The sequence below is a fragment of the Streptomyces sp. CNT372 genome, from assembly GCF_000377145.1.
This window is the reverse complement of sequence record NZ_KB897785.1, coordinates 1-18,810: the sequence shown is the minus strand read 5'-3', so window position 1 is coordinate 18,810 and position 18,810 is coordinate 1. Positions and strand designations below refer to the sequence as shown.

Sequence of the window (18,810 nt, the reverse complement as noted above, 5' to 3'; positions counted from 1 at the left end):
GTACGACCACGACCGCCCCGCGCCGCACGACCGCGGCCGGGGCGCCGACCGCATGCCACCACGACCACGACCGCCCCGCGCACCCGCCCGGCGCACCCAGCACCCGGCGCAACCGCCCGCCCGACGCAACCAGCACCCGGCGCAACCACCGCCCGGCGCACCCGCCCGGCGCGACCAGCACCCGGCGCGGGCCGCGCCACGCGGCGCGCCCCGGCCCAGAACGCCTGCCCACGACCGCTCGCCCGCGCCCCGCGCGGACCCCGCGACTCCCGGAAGGAGACCACGAGGTGGACGACCACGTGCCCCACGAGGTGAAGGGACGGACCCGCCCATGACGTACACGGCAGCCGTGGCGGGCGCCAGCGGCTACGCCGGAGGGGAGATCCTCCGGCTGCTCGCCGCGCACCCCGGTGTGACCGTGGGCGCCCTCACCGCCCACAGCAGCGCGGGCCGCCCCCTCGGCGAAGCGCAGCCGCATCTCGCCTCCCTCGCGGACCGGGTGACCGTGCCGACCACGCCCGAGGCCCTCGCCGGGCACGACGTGGTCTTCCTGGCACTCCCCCACGGCGAGTCCGCCGCCCTGGCGGAGCGGCTCGGCCCGGAGACCCTGGTGGTGGACTGCGGCGCCGACTTCCGGCTCCGGGACGCGTCCGCCTGGGAACTCTTCTACGACACCCCGCACGCGGGCAGCTGGCCGTACGGCCTCCCCGAACTCCCCGGCGCCCGGGAGGGGTTGCGCACCGCGCGCCGGATCGCCGTGCCCGGCTGCTATCCGACGGCCGTCACCCTCGCCCTGTTCCCCGCCTACGCGGCCGGGCTGCTGGAGCCGGAGGCCGTGGTGGTCGCGGCGAGCGGGACCTCCGGCGCCGGCCGGGCGCTCAAGCCGCATCTGCTGGGGTCGGAGGTGATGGGCTCGGTCACGCCGTACGGCGTCGGCGGCGGGCACCGGCACACCCCGGAGCTGGTCCAGAACCTGTCCGCGGTGGCGCGGGAGCCGGTGGGCGTCTCCTTCACGCCCGTCCTCGTCCCCATGGCGCGCGGCATCCTGGCGACCTGCTCGGCCCGGGTGCGGCCCGGGACCGGCGCGGCCGAGATCCGGGCCGCGTACGAGAAGTTCCTCGGCGCGGAGCCCTTCGTGCGGCTGCTGCCCGAGGGGCGCCAGCCGTCGACCGCCGCCGTCCTCGGCTCCAACAGCGCGCGGGTGCAGGCCGTCCTGGACCCGGCGGCGGGCCGGCTCACCGCCGTCGCCGCGATCGACAACCTCGTGAAAGGCACCGCGGGCGGCGCGGTGCAGTGCATGAACCTCGCCCTGGGTCTGCCCGAGACCCAGGGACTTCCCCTGGACGGAGTGGCCCCGTGACCGTGACCGCAGCCCGAGGATTCTCCGCGAGCGGTGTCGCCGCGGGCCTCAAGACCTCCGGCGCGCCGGACTTGGCCCTGGTCGTCAACCACGGCCCCTCGTACGCGGCGGCCGGCGTGTTCACGGCCAACCGGGTGCAGGCCGCGCCCGTGCGCTGGTCCCGCCGGGTGCTGGAGGACGGCCGGCTCACCGCTGTGGTCCTCAACTCCGGTGGCGCCAACGCCTGCACGGGCACGGCCGGGGCCGAGGACACCCGGATGACGGCCGAGCGGGCGGCCTCCGTGCTCGACGTCGAGGCGGAGGACGTCGCCGTCTGCTCCACCGGCCTGATCGGCGTCCGGCTGCCCATGGACGCCCTGCTGCCGGGTGTCGACGCGGCCGCCGCCGCGCTGTCACCGGACGGCGGCGAGGCGGCGGCGGTCGCGATCAGGACCACCGACACCGTCCACAAGACCGCCGTGGCGCACGGCGACGACGGCTGGTGCGTCGGCGGCATGGCCAAGGGCGCGGGCATGCTCGCCCCGGGCCTCGCCACCATGCTGGTGGTGCTGACCACGGACGCCGAGCTGCCCCCGGCCGCGCTGGACGGCGCGCTGCGGGAGGCGACCCGGACCACCTTCGACCGGCTCGACTCGGACGGCTGCATGTCGACCAACGACACCGTCCTGCTGCTCGCCTCCGGCGCGTCCGGAACCGCCCCGTCCGCCGGGGAGTTCACCTACGCGGTGCGCGCCGTGTGCGCGGATCTCGCCCGTCAGCTCCTCGCGGACGCCGAGGGCGCGTCGAAGGAGATCACCATCGAGGTCGTCGGCGCGGCGAGCGAGGAGGACGCGGTGACCGTGGGCCGCTCGGTGGCCCGCAGCAACCTCCTCAAGTGCGCCCTGCACGGGGAGGACCCCAACTGGGGCCGGGTGCTGTCCGCCGTCGGCACCACCGACGCGGTCTTCGAGCCGGACCGGATCGACGTGGCCGTCACCGGGGTGTGGGTCTGCCGGGGCGGCGCGGCGGGCGAGCCGCGGGAGAAGGCCGACCTGAGCGGGCGTGAGATCACGATCACGGTCGACCTGGGCGCGGGCGCCGCCTCCGCCACGGTGTGGACCAACGACCTCACGGCCGCGTACGTCCACGAGAACAGCGCGTACAGCTCATGAGCGCGCACCAGGAACCCGCGCACCAGGAGCCCGCGCGGCCGGGCGCCGCGCCCGTGCCCCGCGACGCGGCCAAACCCGCCTCGCCCCCGCCCCGCCGCCGTCCGGCGGACCGGCCGCCCCGGGCCCGTACCGTCATCGAGGCGCTGCCGTGGCTGGAGCGGTTCCACGGGAAGACCGTGGTGGTCAAGTTCGGCGGCAACGCGATGGTGGACGAGGAGCTGAAGCGGGCCTTCGCCCAGGACGTGGTCTCGCTGAAGTACGCCGGGCTGCGGCCCGTGGTGGTGCACGGCGGCGGGCCGCAGATCAGCTCCGTGCTCGGCAGGCTGGACCTGGAGGTGCGGTTCGCCGCCGGGATGCGGGTGACGACGCCCGAGGTGATGGACGTCGTCCGGATGGTCCTGGCGGGCCGTGTGCAGCGGGAGATCGTCGGACTGCTGGGCTCCCACGGCCCGTTCGCGGTCGGTCTCACCGGCGAGGACGCGCATCTGCTGACCGCGGTGCGCCGCCCCGCGTGGGTGGACGGTGAGCCGGTGGACATCGGCCTCGTGGGGGAGGTCGTCCGGGTCGACCCGGAGATCCTGCTGGCGCTGATGGACCGGGGCCGTATCCCCGTCGTCTCGCCCGTCGGCCGGGGCGCCGACGGCCAGATCTACAACATCAACGCGGACCTCGCGGCGGCCGCGGTCGCCGAGGCGCTGGGCGCGGAGAAGCTGGTGATGCTCACCGACGTGGCCGGCCTGTACGCCAACTGGCCCGAGAGCACGGAGGTCGTCTCCCGGCTGACCGCCGGGGAGCTGGAGGAGCTGCTGCCCCGGCTCGCGAGCGGGATGGCGCCCAAGATGGAGGGCTGTCTGCGGGCCGTCCGCGGCGGCGTGGGCGCGGCCCATGTCATCGACGGACGGGTACCGCACTCGCTGCTCCTGGAGGTCTTCACCGACGACGACACCGGCACGACCGTGGTCCCCGACCCCCCGGGCGGCCGGGTGCGGGCGGGGACGCACAGGACGGAGACACCACGATGACCGCATCCGGCACGACCGCGTCCGGCCCCACCTCCGGCATCGCCCCGGGCGCGCGCACCGGCCCGCCGGGCGCCTCCTCCCCGCCGGGCACCGCCGCCGGCACCGCCCCGGCCGCGCCCGGTCTGCGGGAGCGCTGGCAGTCCGTCATGGCCGACACCTACGGCACTCCCCCGCTGGCGCTGGAACGCGGCGCCGGCAGCACCGTGTGGGACACCGCGGGCCGCGCCTATCTGGACTTCGTCGGCGGGATCGCCGTGAACGCCCTCGGGCACGGCCATCCGGCCGTGGTCGAGGCGGTGACACGGCAGGTCGGGCGGCTGGCCCACGTGTCCAACCTGTTCGCCGCCGAGCCGCCCGTGGCCCTGGCCGAGCGGCTGCTCGCCCTGGACGGGCGGGCCGGGCGGGTGTTCTTCGCCAACTCCGGCGCGGAGACCATGGAGGCGGCGTTCAAGATCGCCCGCCGTACCGGCCGCCCCCGGATCGTGGCGGCCGAAGGAGGCTTCCACGGGCGGACCATGGGCGCGCTGGCGCTGACGGGCCAGCCTGCGAAACGCGAACCGTTCCTGCCGCTGCCGGGCGAGGTGGTGCATGTGCCGTTCGGCGACGCCTGCGCCCTGCGGGCCGCGGTCGACGAACGGACCGCCGCCGTCGTCCTGGAGCCCGTGCAGGGCGAGGGCGGAGTGGTCCCCGCGCCGCCCGGCTATCTGCGGGCCGCCCGGGAGGCGACCCGTGCGGCGGGTGCCCTGCTGGTGCTGGACGAGATCCAGACGGGCGTCGGGCGCACCGGGCACTGGTTCGCGCACCAGGCGGAACCGGGCACCGATCCCGATGTGGTGACCCTGGCGAAGGGCCTGGGCGGGGGCCTGCCGATCGGCGCCGTCCTCACCTTCGGCGCGGCGGCGGGCCTGCTGACGCCCGGTCAGCACGGTTCCACCTTCGGCGGCAACCCGGTCGCCTGCGCGGCCGGTCTCGCCGTCGTCGACACGATCGAGGCGGAGGGGCTGCTCACGCGGGTGCGCCGGGTGGGCGGGCTGCTGCGCGCGGGCGTCGAGGCACTGGACCACCCGCTGGTCGCCAAGGTGCGCGGAGCCGGGCTGCTGCTCGGCGTGGTGCTCACCGAACCGGTGGCGGCCCGCGTCCAATCGGCGGCGGCCGGGGCCGGGTTCCTGGTGAATGCGATCGGGCCGTCGGTGATCCGGCTGGCACCCGCGCTCACCCTCACGGAGGACGAGGCGGCGGCGCTGGTCGCCGCCCTGCCATCAATCCTTGCCTGAATCACGGCAGTTGGGCCCACCGGCGAGGGGGCCGGCGGGCCCGCGGACGGCCGGGGCCGACTTGACACCGCTCCACTCCACAAGGCAACTTAGGCAAGCCTTACCTAATTAGTTGCGTCTTGTGCGGTCCGGCACCCGGTGCCCCGACCGTCCCGGCACCGGCCCGACCACCGGCACCGAGCACCGACCACCGGCACCGAGCAGGACCGAGCAAAGGATGAGCATGTCTGCAGGGCACGCAGGCGCGAGAGCGCAGCAGGGCGACACCGCCACGGAGGACCTGGTCGGCATAGGCTTCGGCCCCGCCAACCTCGCGCTCGCCATCGCGATCGAGGAGCACAACGCCCGGTCCGGGCCGGGCGGCGCGCTGCGGACCGCGTTCCTGGAGCGCCAGCCCGACTTCGGGTGGCACCAGGGGATGCTGCTCAGCGGCGCGACCATGCAGGTGTCGTTCCTCAAGGACCTCGCCACCATGCGGGACCCGGGCAGCCGCTTCACCTTCCTGCACTATCTGCACGAGCAGGGCAGACTCGCCGACTTCATCAACCAGAAGTCCTTCTTCCCCACCCGGATCGAGTTCCACGACTACTTCCGCTGGTGCGCGGCGATGCTGGCGGACCGGGTGCGCTACGGGCACGAGGCGTACGCGGTGCGGGCCGTGGCCGGACAGGAGGGCGCGGAGAAGCTCGACGTCCTGACCCGCCCGGCCGGAGCCGGCCCCGCCGACGGCCACGGTGCTCACGCCGACGGCTCCGACGCCTCCGGCGCGGAGACCCTGCGCACCCGAAATGTCGTCCTCGGCACCGGGCTGCGGCCCCGCCTCCCCGAGGGCGTCACGGCCGGTCCGCACGTCTGGCACAACCGGGACCTCCTCTTCCGGGCCGCCGCCGTGACCGACCGGCCGCACCGCCGCTTCGCGGTCGTCGGCGCGGGCCAGTCGGCCGCCGAGACCGCCGACTACCTCTACCGGGAGTTCCCGGACGCCGAGGTCTGCGCCGTCTTCAGCCGCTACGGCTACAGCCCCGCCGACGACAGCCCCTTCGCCAACCGGATCTTCGACCCGGACGCCGTGGACGCCTTCTACGACGCCCCCGACGAGGTCAAGCAGACCCTCCTCGGCTACCACGCCAACACCAACTACTCGGTGGTCGACGGCGAGTTGATCGAGCAGCTGTACCGCGCGGTGTACCAGGAGAAGGTGGCCGGCACCGAGCGGCTGCGCATCCTCAACGCCACCTCCCTCGCCGGGGTCGAGGACCTGCCCGACGGCGTGCGGGTGGCCGTCCGCTCGCTGACCACCGGCGAGCGGTACACCCTCGACTGCGACGCCGTGGTGATGGCCACCGGCTACCGCCCCACCGACCCGCGCGAGGTGCTGGGCCCGCTGGCCGAGGAGTGCCTGACGGACGGCCGGGGCCGGCTGCGGATCGGCCGCGACCACCGGGTGGCGACCACCTCCCGCGTCCGGGCCGGCATCTACGTCCAGGGCGCGGCGGCCGAGCACACCCACGGCATCACCGCCTCGCTGCTCTCCACCCTGGCCGTGCGCTCGGGCGAGATCTGCGACTCGCTGCTGCTGGGCGAGGCGGAGCGGCAGGTGCTGACCGCCCGCTCCGTGACCGCGCCGGCCGGGGCCGACGGCGTCGCCGCCCGCACCGCCCGAGCCCGCGCCGCGCGATGAGACCGTCCACCGAGGACTCCGGCGGGCGGACGCGCCCGGCCCCGCCCGCGGCCAAGGCCGCGACCGGATCCGCGGGCGCCGCCGGACCCGTCACCGAACCCGGGCCCGTCGATGGAAACCCGGCCGGGACCACCCCCGGGACGAGCGCCACGGAACTGACGGCCGCCCAGCGCGAAGTGCTCGCCGCCCAGCGGGCGGACCCCGCCAACACCACCTTCAACGTGGGCCAGTACGTGGACCTGCGGGGCCCGCTGGACACGGACCTCCTCCAGGAGGCGGTCCGGCGGACCCTCGCCGAGGCGCCGGGCCTGCACCTGCGGCTGCGCGAGGAGGAGGGCCGGCTCAGGCAGGAGCCGGTCCCCTTCGACGCCCCGGCGTGGCGGCTGCCCCGGCTCGACACCTCGGGGGCCGCCGATCCGGTGGCCGCCGCCGTCGGCCTGGTCCGCGACCAGCTCGCCCTGCCGCCGCGCCTGGACGCCCTGTTCACGGACGGCGGCGGGCCCGCCGGGTCCGCCGGCACCTCCCTGTCGGGGGCGGTCCTGGTGCGCGTGGGCCCCCAGCGGCATCTGCTGTTCCAGTACTTCCACCATCTGGCCGTGGACGGCTACGGCGTCTCCCTGCTGACCCGGCGGATCGCGGAGCTGTACACCGCACTCGCACACGGCACGCGCCCGCGCCCCTCGCCGTTCGCGCCGGTGGCGGTGCTGCTGGCCGCCGAGCGCGCCTACGAGGGCTCGGCCCGGCAGGAGGCGGACCGCGCGCACTGGGCGGCCCGTTTCGCGGACCGGCCCGCGCCGACCGGCTTCACCGGCCGCCGGGCGCCCGCCTCCGACCGGGTGCTGCGGGAGACCGTCACCCTGGACCGGACGGCCACCGCGCACCTGGAGGCGGCCGCCCGCGGCGCGCGCGCCACCTGGGCCGAGGCGGTCACGGCGGCCCTGGTCGCCCTGCTGCACCGGGAGACCGGCACCGGCGACGCGGTGCTGCGGATGTACGCGACCGCGCGCACCGCGCCCGGCACGCTGCGCGTCCCCGGGATGGCGGTGAACGTCCTCCCGGTGCGCGTCCCGGTCGGCGGCGCCTCCTGCTTCGCGGACCTGCTGCGCCTGACCGCCGGGGAGTTCCGCGACGTCCGGGCGCACCAGCAGTACCGGGGCGAGGGCGCGGAGCGCCCGCCCGGACTGCGCCCGGCGGGCGGACCGCTGCTGAACCTGCGGCCGTTCGACACCGAACTCGACTTCGCCGGTGTGCCCGGGCACGTCCTCACCCTGGCCTCCGGGCCGGTGGAGGACCTGTCGCTCTCCGTCGTCCGCCCTGCGGACGGCACCCTGCGGCTCGATCTCGACGCCAACGGCACGCTGTACGACCCCGCCACGCTGCGGAACCTGGCCGGGCGCTACGACCGTCTGCTGCGGCTTCTCTCCGCCGCCCCGGAGCGCGCGCTCTCCGCGCTCGACTACCCCTCCTGACCCTCCGCCACCGCACCGGTTCCCCCGGTGCGCCGATTCCCCTACGCAAGGAGCACGACATGAGCGCCACCAACCCGTTCGAGGACGAGGACGCCCGCTACCTGGTCCTCGTCAACGCCGAGAACCAGCACTCGCTGTGGCCCGCCTTCGCCGAGGTGCCCGCCGGCTGGACGAGGGTCCACGGCGAGGACTCCAAGGAGGGCTGCGCCGCGTACGTCGAGGAGCACTGGACCGATATGCGGCCGGCGTCGCTCGCCGCCCGGTCCTGAGACGCGTGCGCCGGGCCGGGGGCGGAGACCCCGGCCCGGCGCGCACCGTGCCGTCAGCCGTCCCCGGACAGGCGGCGGGAGAGGATCCGGGAACCGCGCCGGGGGTCGAGCGCGGCCAGCCAGGCGGCGGGGGCGCCCTGCCCGTCGCCCGGTACGAAGCCGTGGCGCAGGAACAGTTCACCGCCGCCCGCGGTGGCCGTGAACACGGCGCAGACCCGGGCCCGGGCGGCGTCGGCCAGCAGGGCGCGCAGCAGGGCGGTGCCGATGCCGCGGCCCTGGCTGCGGGGCGCCACGCAGACGTTGTAGACCACGGCCACGGGACCCTGCCCGGTGCCATGGGCCGCGCCGGCCGGCCGCGCGTACGTCCGCAGCGCGGCGCAGCCCTGGAGCCCGCCCGCGGGGTCCTCGGCGACCAGGAAGTCTCCGGCGGCCCGGACGTAGGCGTCCGCCGGGCGCTCGCGCAGGGCCCCGCCCGGCACGAAGAGGCGGGAGAGCCGGTGGAGTGCCGCGCCGTCCCCCGGGCCGGCGGGTCGGACCACCGGTACCGGCGCGGCCGCGGGGCCCGGTCGGGACATGGCCGTGGTCAATGGCTTCTCGCTCTCGTGGAGTTGAGGGCCGGCGGCGCCCGTCACGGGCGCGGGATCCGGCTTGACTTCGCACAACAATAGATAGTTAGGTAAGGCTTACCTAATCGATGCAATCGCACAGTGAACGGGGAGAGGACACCACGATGGCCGACACGGCCGCGCAGCAGCCCTTCGCACTCGAACGGCTCGTATCGGACGTCGCCGAGGTCCTGTACCTCGACACCGACGAGGTGGAGGTCGACGAGAGCCTGCTCGACCAGGGCCTCGACTCCATCCGCCTCATGACCCTGGTCGAGAAGTGGCGGGCCGACGGTGCGGAGATCGCCTTCGTCGACCTCGCCGAGCGCCCGACCCTCACCGAATGGGCGGCCCTGCTGAACCCGGCAGGAGCCTCCCGTGCGGATGCGTGACCTGCTCATCGACATCGAACCCCTGCGCACCAGCAGGGAGTTCCGGGCGATCTTCATCGCCCGGGTGGTGTCCCTGTTCGGGCTCGGCATGGCGATGGTGGCGCTCAACCTCCAGGTCTACGAGCTGGCGGGCAGCGTCCAGATCGCCGTCGTCAACACGATCATGGGCATCACGGTCCTGCTGGGCTCCCTGTGGGGCGGCTGGATGGCGGACCGGACCGACCGCCGCAACCTGATCGTCTGCGCCCGCGCCGCCGCGGCCCTCGCCTTCGCCGGGCTCGCCGCCAACTCCTTCGTGGACGAGCCCCGGATGTGGGCGATCTACCTCTGCGCCGCCTGGGACGGCCTCGCCACCGGTGTCAGCGTCACCGCCCTGATGGCGGTGGCCCCCACCCTGGTCCGGCCCGACCAGCTGCCCGCCGCCGGGGCCCTGATCTCCCTCACGGGCGAGATCGGCTCGATCGCCGCGCCGTTCCTCGGCGGTGTTCTGCTCGCCCTGAGCGGCCCCGGGCCGGTGTTCGCGCTCGCCGCCTTCACCACCGCGGTCACCACCCTCCTCATCTCCCGGATCCGCTCCCTGCCACCCGTGCGGGACGAGGACGAGGACGAGGAGGACTCCGGCTCGCCGCTGGTCGCCTTCAGGTTCGCGCTGCGCAACCGGGTCGTCGGCGGTCTGCTGCTGATGGGCTGTGTCGTCGCGGTGTTCAACCTGCCGATGGTCCTCATCCCCGAGATGGTCGACAAGGTCTTCGAGGGCGGCGAGATGACCGCCGGACTGCTCTACACGGCGCCCGCGATCGGCGCGGTCCTCGTCTCCGCCACCAGCGGCTGGATCAACCGGGCCGCCAAGCCCGGACTGCTGCTCCTCACGGCCGGCTTCGGCGGCGGCCTGGCGACCGTCGCCCTCGGCCTCAGCGGCCATGTGGTGGTCGCCTTCGCGGCCCTCGCGATCGCCGGCGCGGCCGGCACGGTCTACGAGATCCTCGAATACGCCCTCGTCCAGCACAACACCCCCGACCGGCTGCGCGGCCGCATGGTCAGCGTCCTCACCACCCAGGGGACCACCGGCGGCATGGCCGGCGACATGGAGGCCGCCGCCGTCGCCCGCTGGTTCAGCCCGGCCGCCGCGGCCGTCCTCAACGGCGCGGTCGTCGCCGTGGCCGCCGTCCTGGTCGCCGTCCTGGTGCCCGGTCTGCGCAACGCCGTCCTGCCGCGGGACGCGGACGAGGACACGGCGGAAGAGGACCACACGCCCGGCGGGCCCGGCCCGCGCAAGGCACCGGTCTCCGGCGCCGGCCCCGGTTCCCCCGGCGGCCCGCCCGCCGCCGTCACGGCCGGCCCGGCCGCCGGCTGATCCTCCCCGCGCCCCCTCGGCGCGGCTCGCGGCCGACCACCGGCAGCCGCGCCCCACCGCCTCTCCCCCGCGGCCGGTCCGACCCGATCCGGCGCAAGCCCACACTGGAGCAACATCCCATGACCGATCGTGCTGTGCGGCGTCTCCCCCTGACCGGGGCCCAGACCGGTGTCTGGTACGGCCAGCGGCTGACGCCCGACTCCCCGGTCTACAACGTCGGCCAGTACGTCGCGATCGACGCGGCCGTGGACCCCGTGCTCTTCGAGGCGGCCGTGCGCCGCACGGTCGGCGAGTGCGAGGCGCTCACCGTCACCTTCGCGGAGGACGCGGACGGCGAGCCGTGGCAGACACCCGCCGAGGGCCCCTGGACCGGCCCGGTCCTGGAGGTCGTGGACCACACGGCCGCGGACGGCCCCGAGGCGGCCGCCCTCGCGCGGATGCGCGCCGACATGGACCGGGCCACCGACCCGGCCCGGGACCCGCTCTTCGCGTTCGCCATCCACCGGGTGGGCCCGGAGCGGGTGCTCTGGTACCAGCGGGCCCACCACATCGCGCTGGACGCGTACGGCTTCTCCCTCGTCTCGCGCCGGGTCGCCGAGGTGTACACGACCCTCACGCGCGGCGAGGAGCCCGGGAACTCGCCGTTCGGGCCGCTCTCGGCCGTCGTCGACGAGGAGCGCGACTACCGGGGCTCCGAGCGGTGGACGGCGGACCGGGACCACTGGCTGGGCCTGCTCGCGGACCGGCCGGAGCCGGAGCCGCTGGCCGGGGCGTCGTTCCCCGCCTCGCCCGCCTTCCTGCGGGAGGGCGTCACCCTGTCGCGGGAGACCACGGACGGGCTGCTTGCCGTCGCCCGTGCCGCGCGCGCCAGTTGGGCCGACGCGGTCACCGCCGCGTTCGCCGCCTTCCTGCACCGCTCGACCGGCGGGCGGGACGTGCTGCTGTCGCTGCCCGCGATGGCGCGCCTCGGCTCGGCGTCCCTGCGGGTGCCCGCGATGGTGGTCAACGTGCTGCCGCTGCGGGTCGGGGTGCGCCCCGACGCGACCCTGGCGAAGCTGACCTCGGACGTGGCCGGCCGGATCCGCGACCTGAGACGCCACCAGCGCTACCGCGCCGAGGACATCCGGCGCGACCTGGGCCTCGTCGGCCGCGAACAGGGCCTGCTGGGCCCCATGGTGAACGTCAAGGCCTTCGACAACGCCCTCGACTTCGCGGGCACCCCCGGCACGGTGCACAATGTGGCCGCCGGCCCGGTCGACGACATCACCCTCGGCCTCTACCACGACGCGCGGGACGGCCGGATCCGCTTCGAGTTCGACGGCAACCCGCGCGCCTACGACAGCGGCGAACTCGCCGCACGCTGCGCCGAGTTCGCCCGCTTCCTCGACGGCGCGGCCGCCGCCGGGCCGCAGGCCCCCGTCGCCCGGCCCGACCTGCTGGACGCGGACGCCCTGCGCGCCCTCACCGGCGGGGGCGACGACACCGCCCGTACCGTGCCCGCCGGTTCCGTCGTCGACGCCTTCGCGGACGCGGTCCGCGCGCACGGCGGGCTGCCCGCCGTCGTCGCCGGCGGCGCCGGCGGCGCCGGAGCGACCTACGCGGAGCTGGACGCGCGCGCCAACCGGCTGGCGCGGCTGCTGGTGCGCCGCGGGGTGGGCCCCGAGACCTTCGCCGGGATCGCCCTGCCGCGCTCCGCGGACCTGCTGGTCGCCCTGCTGGCCGTACTGAAGGCGGGCGGCGCCTATCTGCCGCTGGACCTCGACTACCCCGCCGACCGGCTGGAGTTCATGGTCCGCGACGCCCGCCCGGTGTGCACCCTGACCACCCTCGCCGCCGCGCCCGCCGCCCCCGACGTGCCCGGAACCGAGACCCTGGTCCTGGACGCCCCGGACACCCTCGCGGAGCTGGCGGACCTGCCGTCCGGCCCGCTGGAGGCCGCCGAGCTGCGCGCCGAACCGCACGGCGACCACCCCGCCTACGTCATCCACACCTCGGGCTCCACCGGCCGTCCCAAGGGCGTCGTCGTCCCGCACGCCGCGCTCGCCAACTTCCTGCGGATGCAGGCCCACGAGCTGGCCCTGGCGCCCGGGGACACCCTGGTCCCCGTCACCACGGTCTCCTTCGACATCGCCGCCCTGGAGCTGTACGTCCCGCTGATCAGCGGCGCGACCGTGGTCCTCGCCGACCGCGACACCGTGCGCGACCCGGCCGCGCTCGCCGCCCTCGTGGCGGCCCACCGGCCGGCCGTGATGCAGGCCACGCCCTCCCTGTGGCACGCCCTGCTGGAGGACGGCGGCGTCCCCGGCGTCCTGCGCGGCACCCGGGTGCTGGTCGGCGGCGAGGCGCTGCCCGCCGCCCTGGCCGAACGCCTCACCCGCGCCGCGGCCTCGGTCACCAACGTATACGGCCCGACCGAGGTCACCGTCTGGGCCACCTCCGTCGTGCTGCCCCCGGACCACACCGGCACCCCGGACATCGGCACCCCGTTCTGGAACACCCGCGCCCACGTCCTCGACAGCGCGCTGCGCCCCTCCCCCGCCGGACGCCCCGGCGAGCTGTACCTGGCGGGCGCCCAGCTCGCCCGCGGCTACCTGGGCCGTCGGGCGCTCACGGCGGAACGCTTCGTCGCCGACCCCTACGGCCCGCCCGGCACCCGGATGTACCGCACCGGCGACCTGGTGCGCCGCCGGCCGGACGGCCGGATCGACTACCTGGGCCGCACCGACGACCAGGTGAAGGTGCGCGGCTTCCGGATCGAACCGGGCGAGATCGAGAGCGTGCTGACCGCCCTGGAGGGCGTCGCCCGCGCCGTGGTCACCGTCCGCGAGGACGTGCCCGGCTCGCAGCACCTGGTCGGCTATGTGACGGCCACGGCCGGCGCGGCCATCGACCCCCTCGCGCTGCGCGCCGCAGCGGGTGAGCGGCTGCCGGAGTACATGGTGCCGTCGGCGGTCGTGGTCCTGGACGCCTTCCCGCTGACCGCCAACGGCAAGATCGACCGGCGGGCGCTGCCCGCGCCGGACCTGTCCGGACTGACCACGGCGGGCGGCCGCGCGCCGCGCGACGAGCGCGAGGAGATCCTGACCGGCATCCTCGCCGATGTCCTCGGGCTCGCCTCCGTCGGCCCCGACGACGACTTCTTCGCCCTCGGCGGGCACTCCCTCCAGGCGGCCCGGGTCGTCGCCCGGGTGCGCGCGGCCCTCGGTGCCGAGTGCGGCATCCGGGACGTGTTCGAGGCGCGGACGGCGGCGGCCCTCGCGGACCGGCTGGCCGGGCGCACCGCCGCGGGCCGTCCGGCGCTGACCCCGGCCGCGGTGCGCCCTGAGCGGCTGCCGCTCTCGTACGCGCAGCAGCGCCTGTGGTTCCTGCACCAGATGGAGGGCCCGAGCGCGACCTACAACATCCCCTTCGTCGCCCGCTTCGACGCGGCCCTGGACACCGGGGCGCTGGACGCGGCCCTGGGGGATGTCGTCGCACGGCACGAGGCCCTGCGCACGGTCTTCGGTGAGCAGGCGGGCGAACCGTTCCAGCGGGTGCTGACGCCCGGGGAGGCCCGGCCGCTGGTGCGGCCGCGGATCGTGGAGGCGGCGCGGGAGCGGTTCGACGCGGAGGCGGAGGCCGCCCTCGGGCACCTCTTCGACCTGGCGGCCGAGCCGCCGGTCCGGGTGACCGTGCTGCGGGACACGGACAGCGGGGCGCACGCCCTGGTGGTGCTGCTGCACCACATCGCGAGCGACGAGTGGTCCATGGGCCCGTTCCTGCGCGATCTGGAGCTGGCGTACGCGGCCCGGCGCGCGGGCGCGGAGCCGGAGTTCGCCCCGCTGCCGGTGCAGTACGCCGACTTCGCGCTCTGGCAGCGGGAGCTGCTGGGCGAGGTGCGGGACGCGCAGTCCACGGCCGGGCGGCAGACCGCGCACTGGCGTGAGGTCCTGGCCGGGCTGCCGGCGGAGCCGGCACTGCCCGCCGACCGGCCGCGCCCGGCGCAGGCCACCCACGCGGGCGGCATGGTGCACCGGGAGGTGCCCGCCGAACTGGCCGCCGGGGTGCGGAAGCTGGCCCGGGAGAGCGGCACCAGCGTCTTCATGGTGGTGCACGCGGCCGTCGCCGCGCTCCTGCACCGGCTCGGCGCGGGCGAGGACCTGCCGCTGGGCACGCCCGTCGCGGGCCGCGGGGACACCGCGCTCGACGACCTGGTGGGCTTCTTCGTCAACACTCTGGTGCTGCGCACCGATCTGTCGGGCGACCCGGCCTTCACCGAGCTGCTGCACCGGGTCCGGGCCACCGACCTGGCCGCCCTGGACCACGCCGATCTGCCGTTCGACGCGGTGGTGGAGGCGGTCAACCCCGAGCGGGCCCTCTCCCGGCACCCCCTGTTCCAGACGATGGTCGCCCACAGCACGGTCACCCAGGACGTGCGGCGCCTCTTCGGCCTGGACGCCGCGGTGGACCGCACCGACCCGGGCGTCACCAAGTTCGACCTGGACATCACCTTCTCCGACACCGCCGACGCCGACCGGCTGGACCTGGAGGTGTTCTACGCCTCCGACCTGTTCGACCGGGAGACGGCCGCGGCCCTCGCCGACCGGCTGCTGCGGCTGCTGGCGCAGGCGGTCGCGGAACCGGAGCGCCGGCTCTCGGAGTTCGGCCTGCTGGACGAGGCCGAGCGGGCCCTGCTGGAGCGGTGGAACGCCACCGACCGGCCGGTGCCGGCCGGGACCGTCGACGCCCTGCTGGCCGGGCGCGCCGCCCGGGACCCGGAGGCGACCGCCGTCGTCCTCGGCGCCGAGCGGCTGACCTTCGCCGAACTGGACGCCCGGGTGGACGCCCTGGCCCGGGTGCTGGCGGCGGACGGCGTCGGCCCGGACACGGTGGTGGCGCTGGCCCTGCCCCGGTCGGTGGACTCGGTGACGGCCGCGTTCGCGGTCCTGCGGGCCGGGGGCGCGTATCTGCCGCTGGACCTGGAGCACCCTTCCGAGCGCCTGGAGTTCATGCTCCGCGACGCGGCCCCGGTCTGCGTGGTGACGGCCGCGGCGACCGCGGCGGCGGTCCCCGAACTGCCGGGCGCGGCACGGCTGGTGCTGGACGACCCGGCGACCGCCGCCCGGATCGCCGCGGCCGGTCCCCTGCCCGCGCCCGCCCCGGCCTCCCCCGCCGACCTGGCCTATGTCATCTACACCTCCGGCTCCACCGGCCGGCCCAAGGGCGTGGGACTGCACCACGCCGGACTGACCCACCTGTTCCGGGACCACGAGCGGGAGCTGTACACGCCGGTCGCCGAACGCCTGGGCCGCCGGGTGCGGGCCCTGCACACCGCGTCGTTCGCCTTCGACTCCTCCTGGGAGCAGCTGCTGTGGCTGGTCGCCGGGCACGAGCTGCACCTGCTGGACGAGTACGCCCGCCGGGACGCGGACGCCGTGGTCGCGTACGTGCGCGAGCACCGGATCGACACCCTGGACGTGACCCCCTCGTACGGGCGCCAGCTCCTGGACGCCGGACTGCTGGCGGGCGCGTGGAAGCCGCCGCTGTTCCTGCTGGGCGGCGAGGCGGTGCCCGACGCGCTCTGGGCGGAGCTGCGCGCGGTCCGCGGGGTGGAGACCGTCAACTACTACGGGCCGACCGAGTTCACGGTCGACGCCCTGGTCGCCCGGGTGACCGACTGCGCGACCCCGGTCGTCGGCCGGCCGCTGGACAACACCCGCGCCCATGTCCTGGACGCCGCTCTGCGCCCGGTCCCGCCGGGTGTCCCGGGTGAGCTGTACCTCGCGGGCGAGCAGAACGCGCGCGGCTACCTGGGCCGGGCCGCGCTGACGGCGGAACGCTTCGTCGCGGACCCGTACGGCCCGCCCGGCACCCGGATGTACCGCACCGGCGACCTCGCCCGGTGGCGGGCGGACGGGCTGCTGGAGTTCCTGGGGCGGACGGACGACCAGGTCAAGATCCGGGGCTTCCGGGTGGAACTCGGTGAGATCGAGCGGGCGCTGACGGCCCGTGCGGACATCTCCTCGGCGGCGGTGGTCGTCCGCGAGGACGTACCGGGTGTGCCGCGTCTGGTCGCCTACGCGACAGCGGTGACCGGGGGCGCCTCCGCGGGGACAGGGGACGCCACGGCGGGTGCGGTCGCCGACGAGGCCGGGCTGCGGCGGGCGCTGGCCGCCGAGCTGCCCGCGTACATGGTCCCGGCGGCCGTCGTGCTGCTCGACGTCCTGCCGACGAACGTCAACGGCAAGCTGGACCGGGCCGCACTGCCCGCGCCCGCCCTCACCACCGTGCTCGCGGCCCCCTCGCGGGCGCCGCGCGGAGCGGCCGAGGAGCGGCTCGCGGAGGTCTTCGGCGAGGTGCTGGGCCTGGAGCGGGTCGGGGCCGAGGACGACTTCTTCGCCCTCGGCGGCCACTCCCTGCTGGCCACCCGCGTGGTGGCCCGGGTGCGCGCCGACGGCGGGGCCTGCTCGGTCCGGGACGTGTTCGAGGCCCGGACGGTCGCCGCGCTCGCGGCCCGGCTCGCCGAGCGCACGGCCGCCGAGCGGCCGGTCCTGGCACGGGCCGCGGAGCGTCCGGAGCGGCTGCCGCTCTCGTACGCCCAGCAGCGCCTGTGGTTCCTGCACCGGATGGAGGGCCCGAGCGCCACCTACACCCTGCCGAGCGCCCTGCGGCTGCGGGGGGCGGTGGACGCGGAGGCGCTGCGTGCGGCCGTCGCGGACGTGGTGGCACGGCACGAGGTGCTGCGCACGGTGTTCGCGGAGGCGGACGGCGAGCCCTATCAGCGGGTCCTGGACCCGGCCGCCGTCACCGTGCCGTTCACCGCGCGCCGGGTCGCGGACGGGGAGGATCTGGAGCGGGCGGTGGAGTCGGCGGCGGGCGGGGTGTTCGACCTGGCGGCCGAACCGCCGCTGCGGGTCACCCTGCTGAGCGCGGCGGACGACGACCACGCCCTGGTCCTCGTCCTGCACCACATCGCGACGGACGAGTGGTCGACCGGGCCGCTCCTGGCCGACCTGGACACCGCCTACCGGGCCCGGGCCGCCGGGCACGAGCCGCAGTTCGCCGAACTGCCCGTGCAGTACGCGGACTTCGCCCTCTGGCAGCGGGAACTGCTGGGGGACCGGGCGGACGCGGACTCCCTCGCCGCGCGCCAGGCCGCGCACTGGCGCGAAGCCCTCGCGGGTCTGCCCGATGAGATCGCCCTCCCCACCGACAAGCCCCGCCCCGCCGTGCCGACGCACACGGGCGACACCGTGGTGGCCGAGCTGCCCGCGGAGCTGGTGGCGGGTCTGGACCGGCTGGTGGCGGAGTCCGGCGCGACGATGTTCATGACGGTGCACGCGGCCGTCGCCGCCCTGCTCCACCGGCTGGGCGCCGGGGACGACATCCCCCTCGGCAGCCCGGTCGCCGGGCGCGGGGACACCGCCCTCGACGACCTGGTGGGCTTCTTCGTCAACACCCTGGTGCTGCGCACCGATCTCTCCGGCGACCCGAGCTTCACCGAACTGCTGGGCCGGGTGCGCGCCGGGGACCTCGCCGCGCTGGACAACGCGGAGCTGCCGTTCGACGCGGTCGTGGAGGCGGTCAACCCGGAGCGGACCCTCTCCCGGCACCCCCTGTTCCAGACGATGGTCGCCTACGAGGGCGGCGGTCCGGACCTGAGCACGCTGTTCGGGGCGAGGGCGGAGGAGGCGGCGGCGGTCCCGGGGGCCGCCAAGTTCGACCTGGAGATCCTGTTCCGCCGCGCTCCGGGCCCGCACCCGGGCATGACCTGCGGGGTGCGGTACGCGACGGATCTGTTCGAGCGGGCGGGCGCGGAGCGCCTGACGGCCCGTCTGGTCCGGCTGCTGGAACGGGTGGTGGAGCGGCCCGACGCGCCGCTGTCGTCGGTGGACCTGCTGGACGAGGCCGAGCGGGAGGCGGTGCTGCGGGGCTGGAACGACACCGCGCACCCGCTCGACGGCCCGGCCACCCTCGCCGACCTGGTCGCGGAGGGAGCCCGGTGCGCCGGCGTCCCGGACGCACCGGCCCTGGTCTTCGAGGGCGCGGAACTGTCACGTGCCGCGTTCGAGGACCGCGTCAACCGCCTCGCCCGGCTCCTCGCCGACCGGGGCGTGGGACCGGAGGCCGTCGTCGCCGTCGCCCTCCCGCGCTCGTTCGACCTGCTCATCGCCCTGCACGCCGTGGTCCGCGCGGGCGGCGCCTACCTCCCCCTCGACCTCACCCTCCCCGCCGACCGCATCGCCTCCATGAC

At 76.0% G+C, this 18,810-nt stretch carries 11 protein-coding genes; 10 read left to right on the top strand and 1 reads right to left on the bottom strand.

The window, feature by feature from the left end:
• Nucleotides 1-331 precede the first annotated feature (331 nt).
• The 7 genes from argC (at nucleotide 332) to C593_RS0120355 (ending at nucleotide 8,226) form a co-directional block, all read left to right on the top strand.
• Entirely contained in the window at nucleotides 332-1,360 is a 1,029-nt protein-coding gene (argC, locus tag C593_RS0120385; protein ID WP_018849160.1) for an N-acetyl-gamma-glutamyl-phosphate reductase, read from the top strand.
• Nucleotides 1,357-2,511 carry a bifunctional glutamate N-acetyltransferase/amino-acid acetyltransferase ArgJ gene (argJ, locus tag C593_RS0120380; RefSeq protein ID WP_018849159.1) on the top strand — a complete coding sequence of 385 codons (1,155 nt, stop codon included), beginning with the start codon at nucleotides 1,357-1,359 and terminating at the stop codon, nucleotides 2,509-2,511. Before argC ends, argJ begins: the two co-directional genes overlap by 4 nt.
• Complete coding sequence (gene argB / locus C593_RS0120375; RefSeq protein ID WP_018849158.1) at nucleotides 2,508-3,533, top strand: acetylglutamate kinase; 1,026 nt, start codon at nucleotides 2,508-2,510, stop codon at nucleotides 3,531-3,533. Before argJ ends, argB begins: the two co-directional genes overlap by 4 nt.
• Nucleotides 3,530-4,807, top strand: a complete 1,278-nt coding sequence (locus C593_RS0120370) for an acetylornithine transaminase (RefSeq protein WP_018849157.1) — start codon at nucleotides 3,530-3,532, stop codon at nucleotides 4,805-4,807. The genes argB and C593_RS0120370 overlap by 4 nt, the downstream gene beginning before the upstream one ends.
• A 223-nt stretch (nucleotides 4,808-5,030) precedes the next feature.
• The gene (locus tag C593_RS0120365; RefSeq protein ID WP_018849156.1) at nucleotides 5,031-6,488 is read left to right on the top strand and encodes a lysine N(6)-hydroxylase/L-ornithine N(5)-oxygenase family protein; all 1,458 of its coding nucleotides are present in this window, start codon (nucleotides 5,031-5,033) and stop codon (nucleotides 6,486-6,488) included.
• On the top strand, nucleotides 6,485-7,957 hold the full coding sequence (locus C593_RS0120360; RefSeq protein ID WP_018849155.1) for a condensation domain-containing protein: 1,473 nt from the start codon (nucleotides 6,485-6,487) through the stop codon (nucleotides 7,955-7,957). Before C593_RS0120365 ends, C593_RS0120360 begins: the two co-directional genes overlap by 4 nt.
• 59 nt (nucleotides 7,958-8,016) lie before the next feature.
• Nucleotides 8,017-8,226 carry an MbtH family protein gene (locus C593_RS0120355; protein WP_018849154.1) on the top strand — a complete coding sequence of 70 codons (210 nt, stop codon included), beginning with the start codon at nucleotides 8,017-8,019 and terminating at the stop codon, nucleotides 8,224-8,226.
• Nucleotides 8,227-8,279: 53 nt separating this feature from the next.
• Here C593_RS0120355 and C593_RS0120350 read toward each other — a convergent pair whose 3' ends face one another.
• Nucleotides 8,280-8,801: a GNAT family N-acetyltransferase gene (locus tag C593_RS0120350; RefSeq protein WP_018849153.1), complete on the bottom strand. Its 522-nt coding sequence runs from the start codon at nucleotides 8,799-8,801 to the stop codon at nucleotides 8,280-8,282.
• Between the two features lie 155 nt (nucleotides 8,802-8,956).
• Here C593_RS0120350 and C593_RS0120345 point away from each other — a divergent pair, with 155 nt between their 5' ends.
• From C593_RS0120345 to C593_RS0120335, 3 genes are all read left to right on the top strand, one after another.
• Nucleotides 8,957-9,223, top strand: coding sequence for a phosphopantetheine-binding protein (locus tag C593_RS0120345; RefSeq protein WP_018849152.1), 267 nt, complete (start codon nucleotides 8,957-8,959; stop codon nucleotides 9,221-9,223).
• Nucleotides 9,216-10,577 carry an enterobactin transporter EntS gene (entS, locus tag C593_RS0120340; RefSeq protein ID WP_486591163.1) on the top strand — a complete coding sequence of 454 codons (1,362 nt, stop codon included), beginning with the start codon at nucleotides 9,216-9,218 and terminating at the stop codon, nucleotides 10,575-10,577. Before C593_RS0120345 ends, entS begins: the two co-directional genes overlap by 8 nt.
• Nucleotides 10,578-10,696: 119 nt before the next feature.
• Nucleotides 10,697-18,810 (top strand): non-ribosomal peptide synthetase (locus C593_RS0120335; RefSeq protein WP_026277889.1); only part of this gene is annotated, 8,114 nt, incomplete at its 3' end.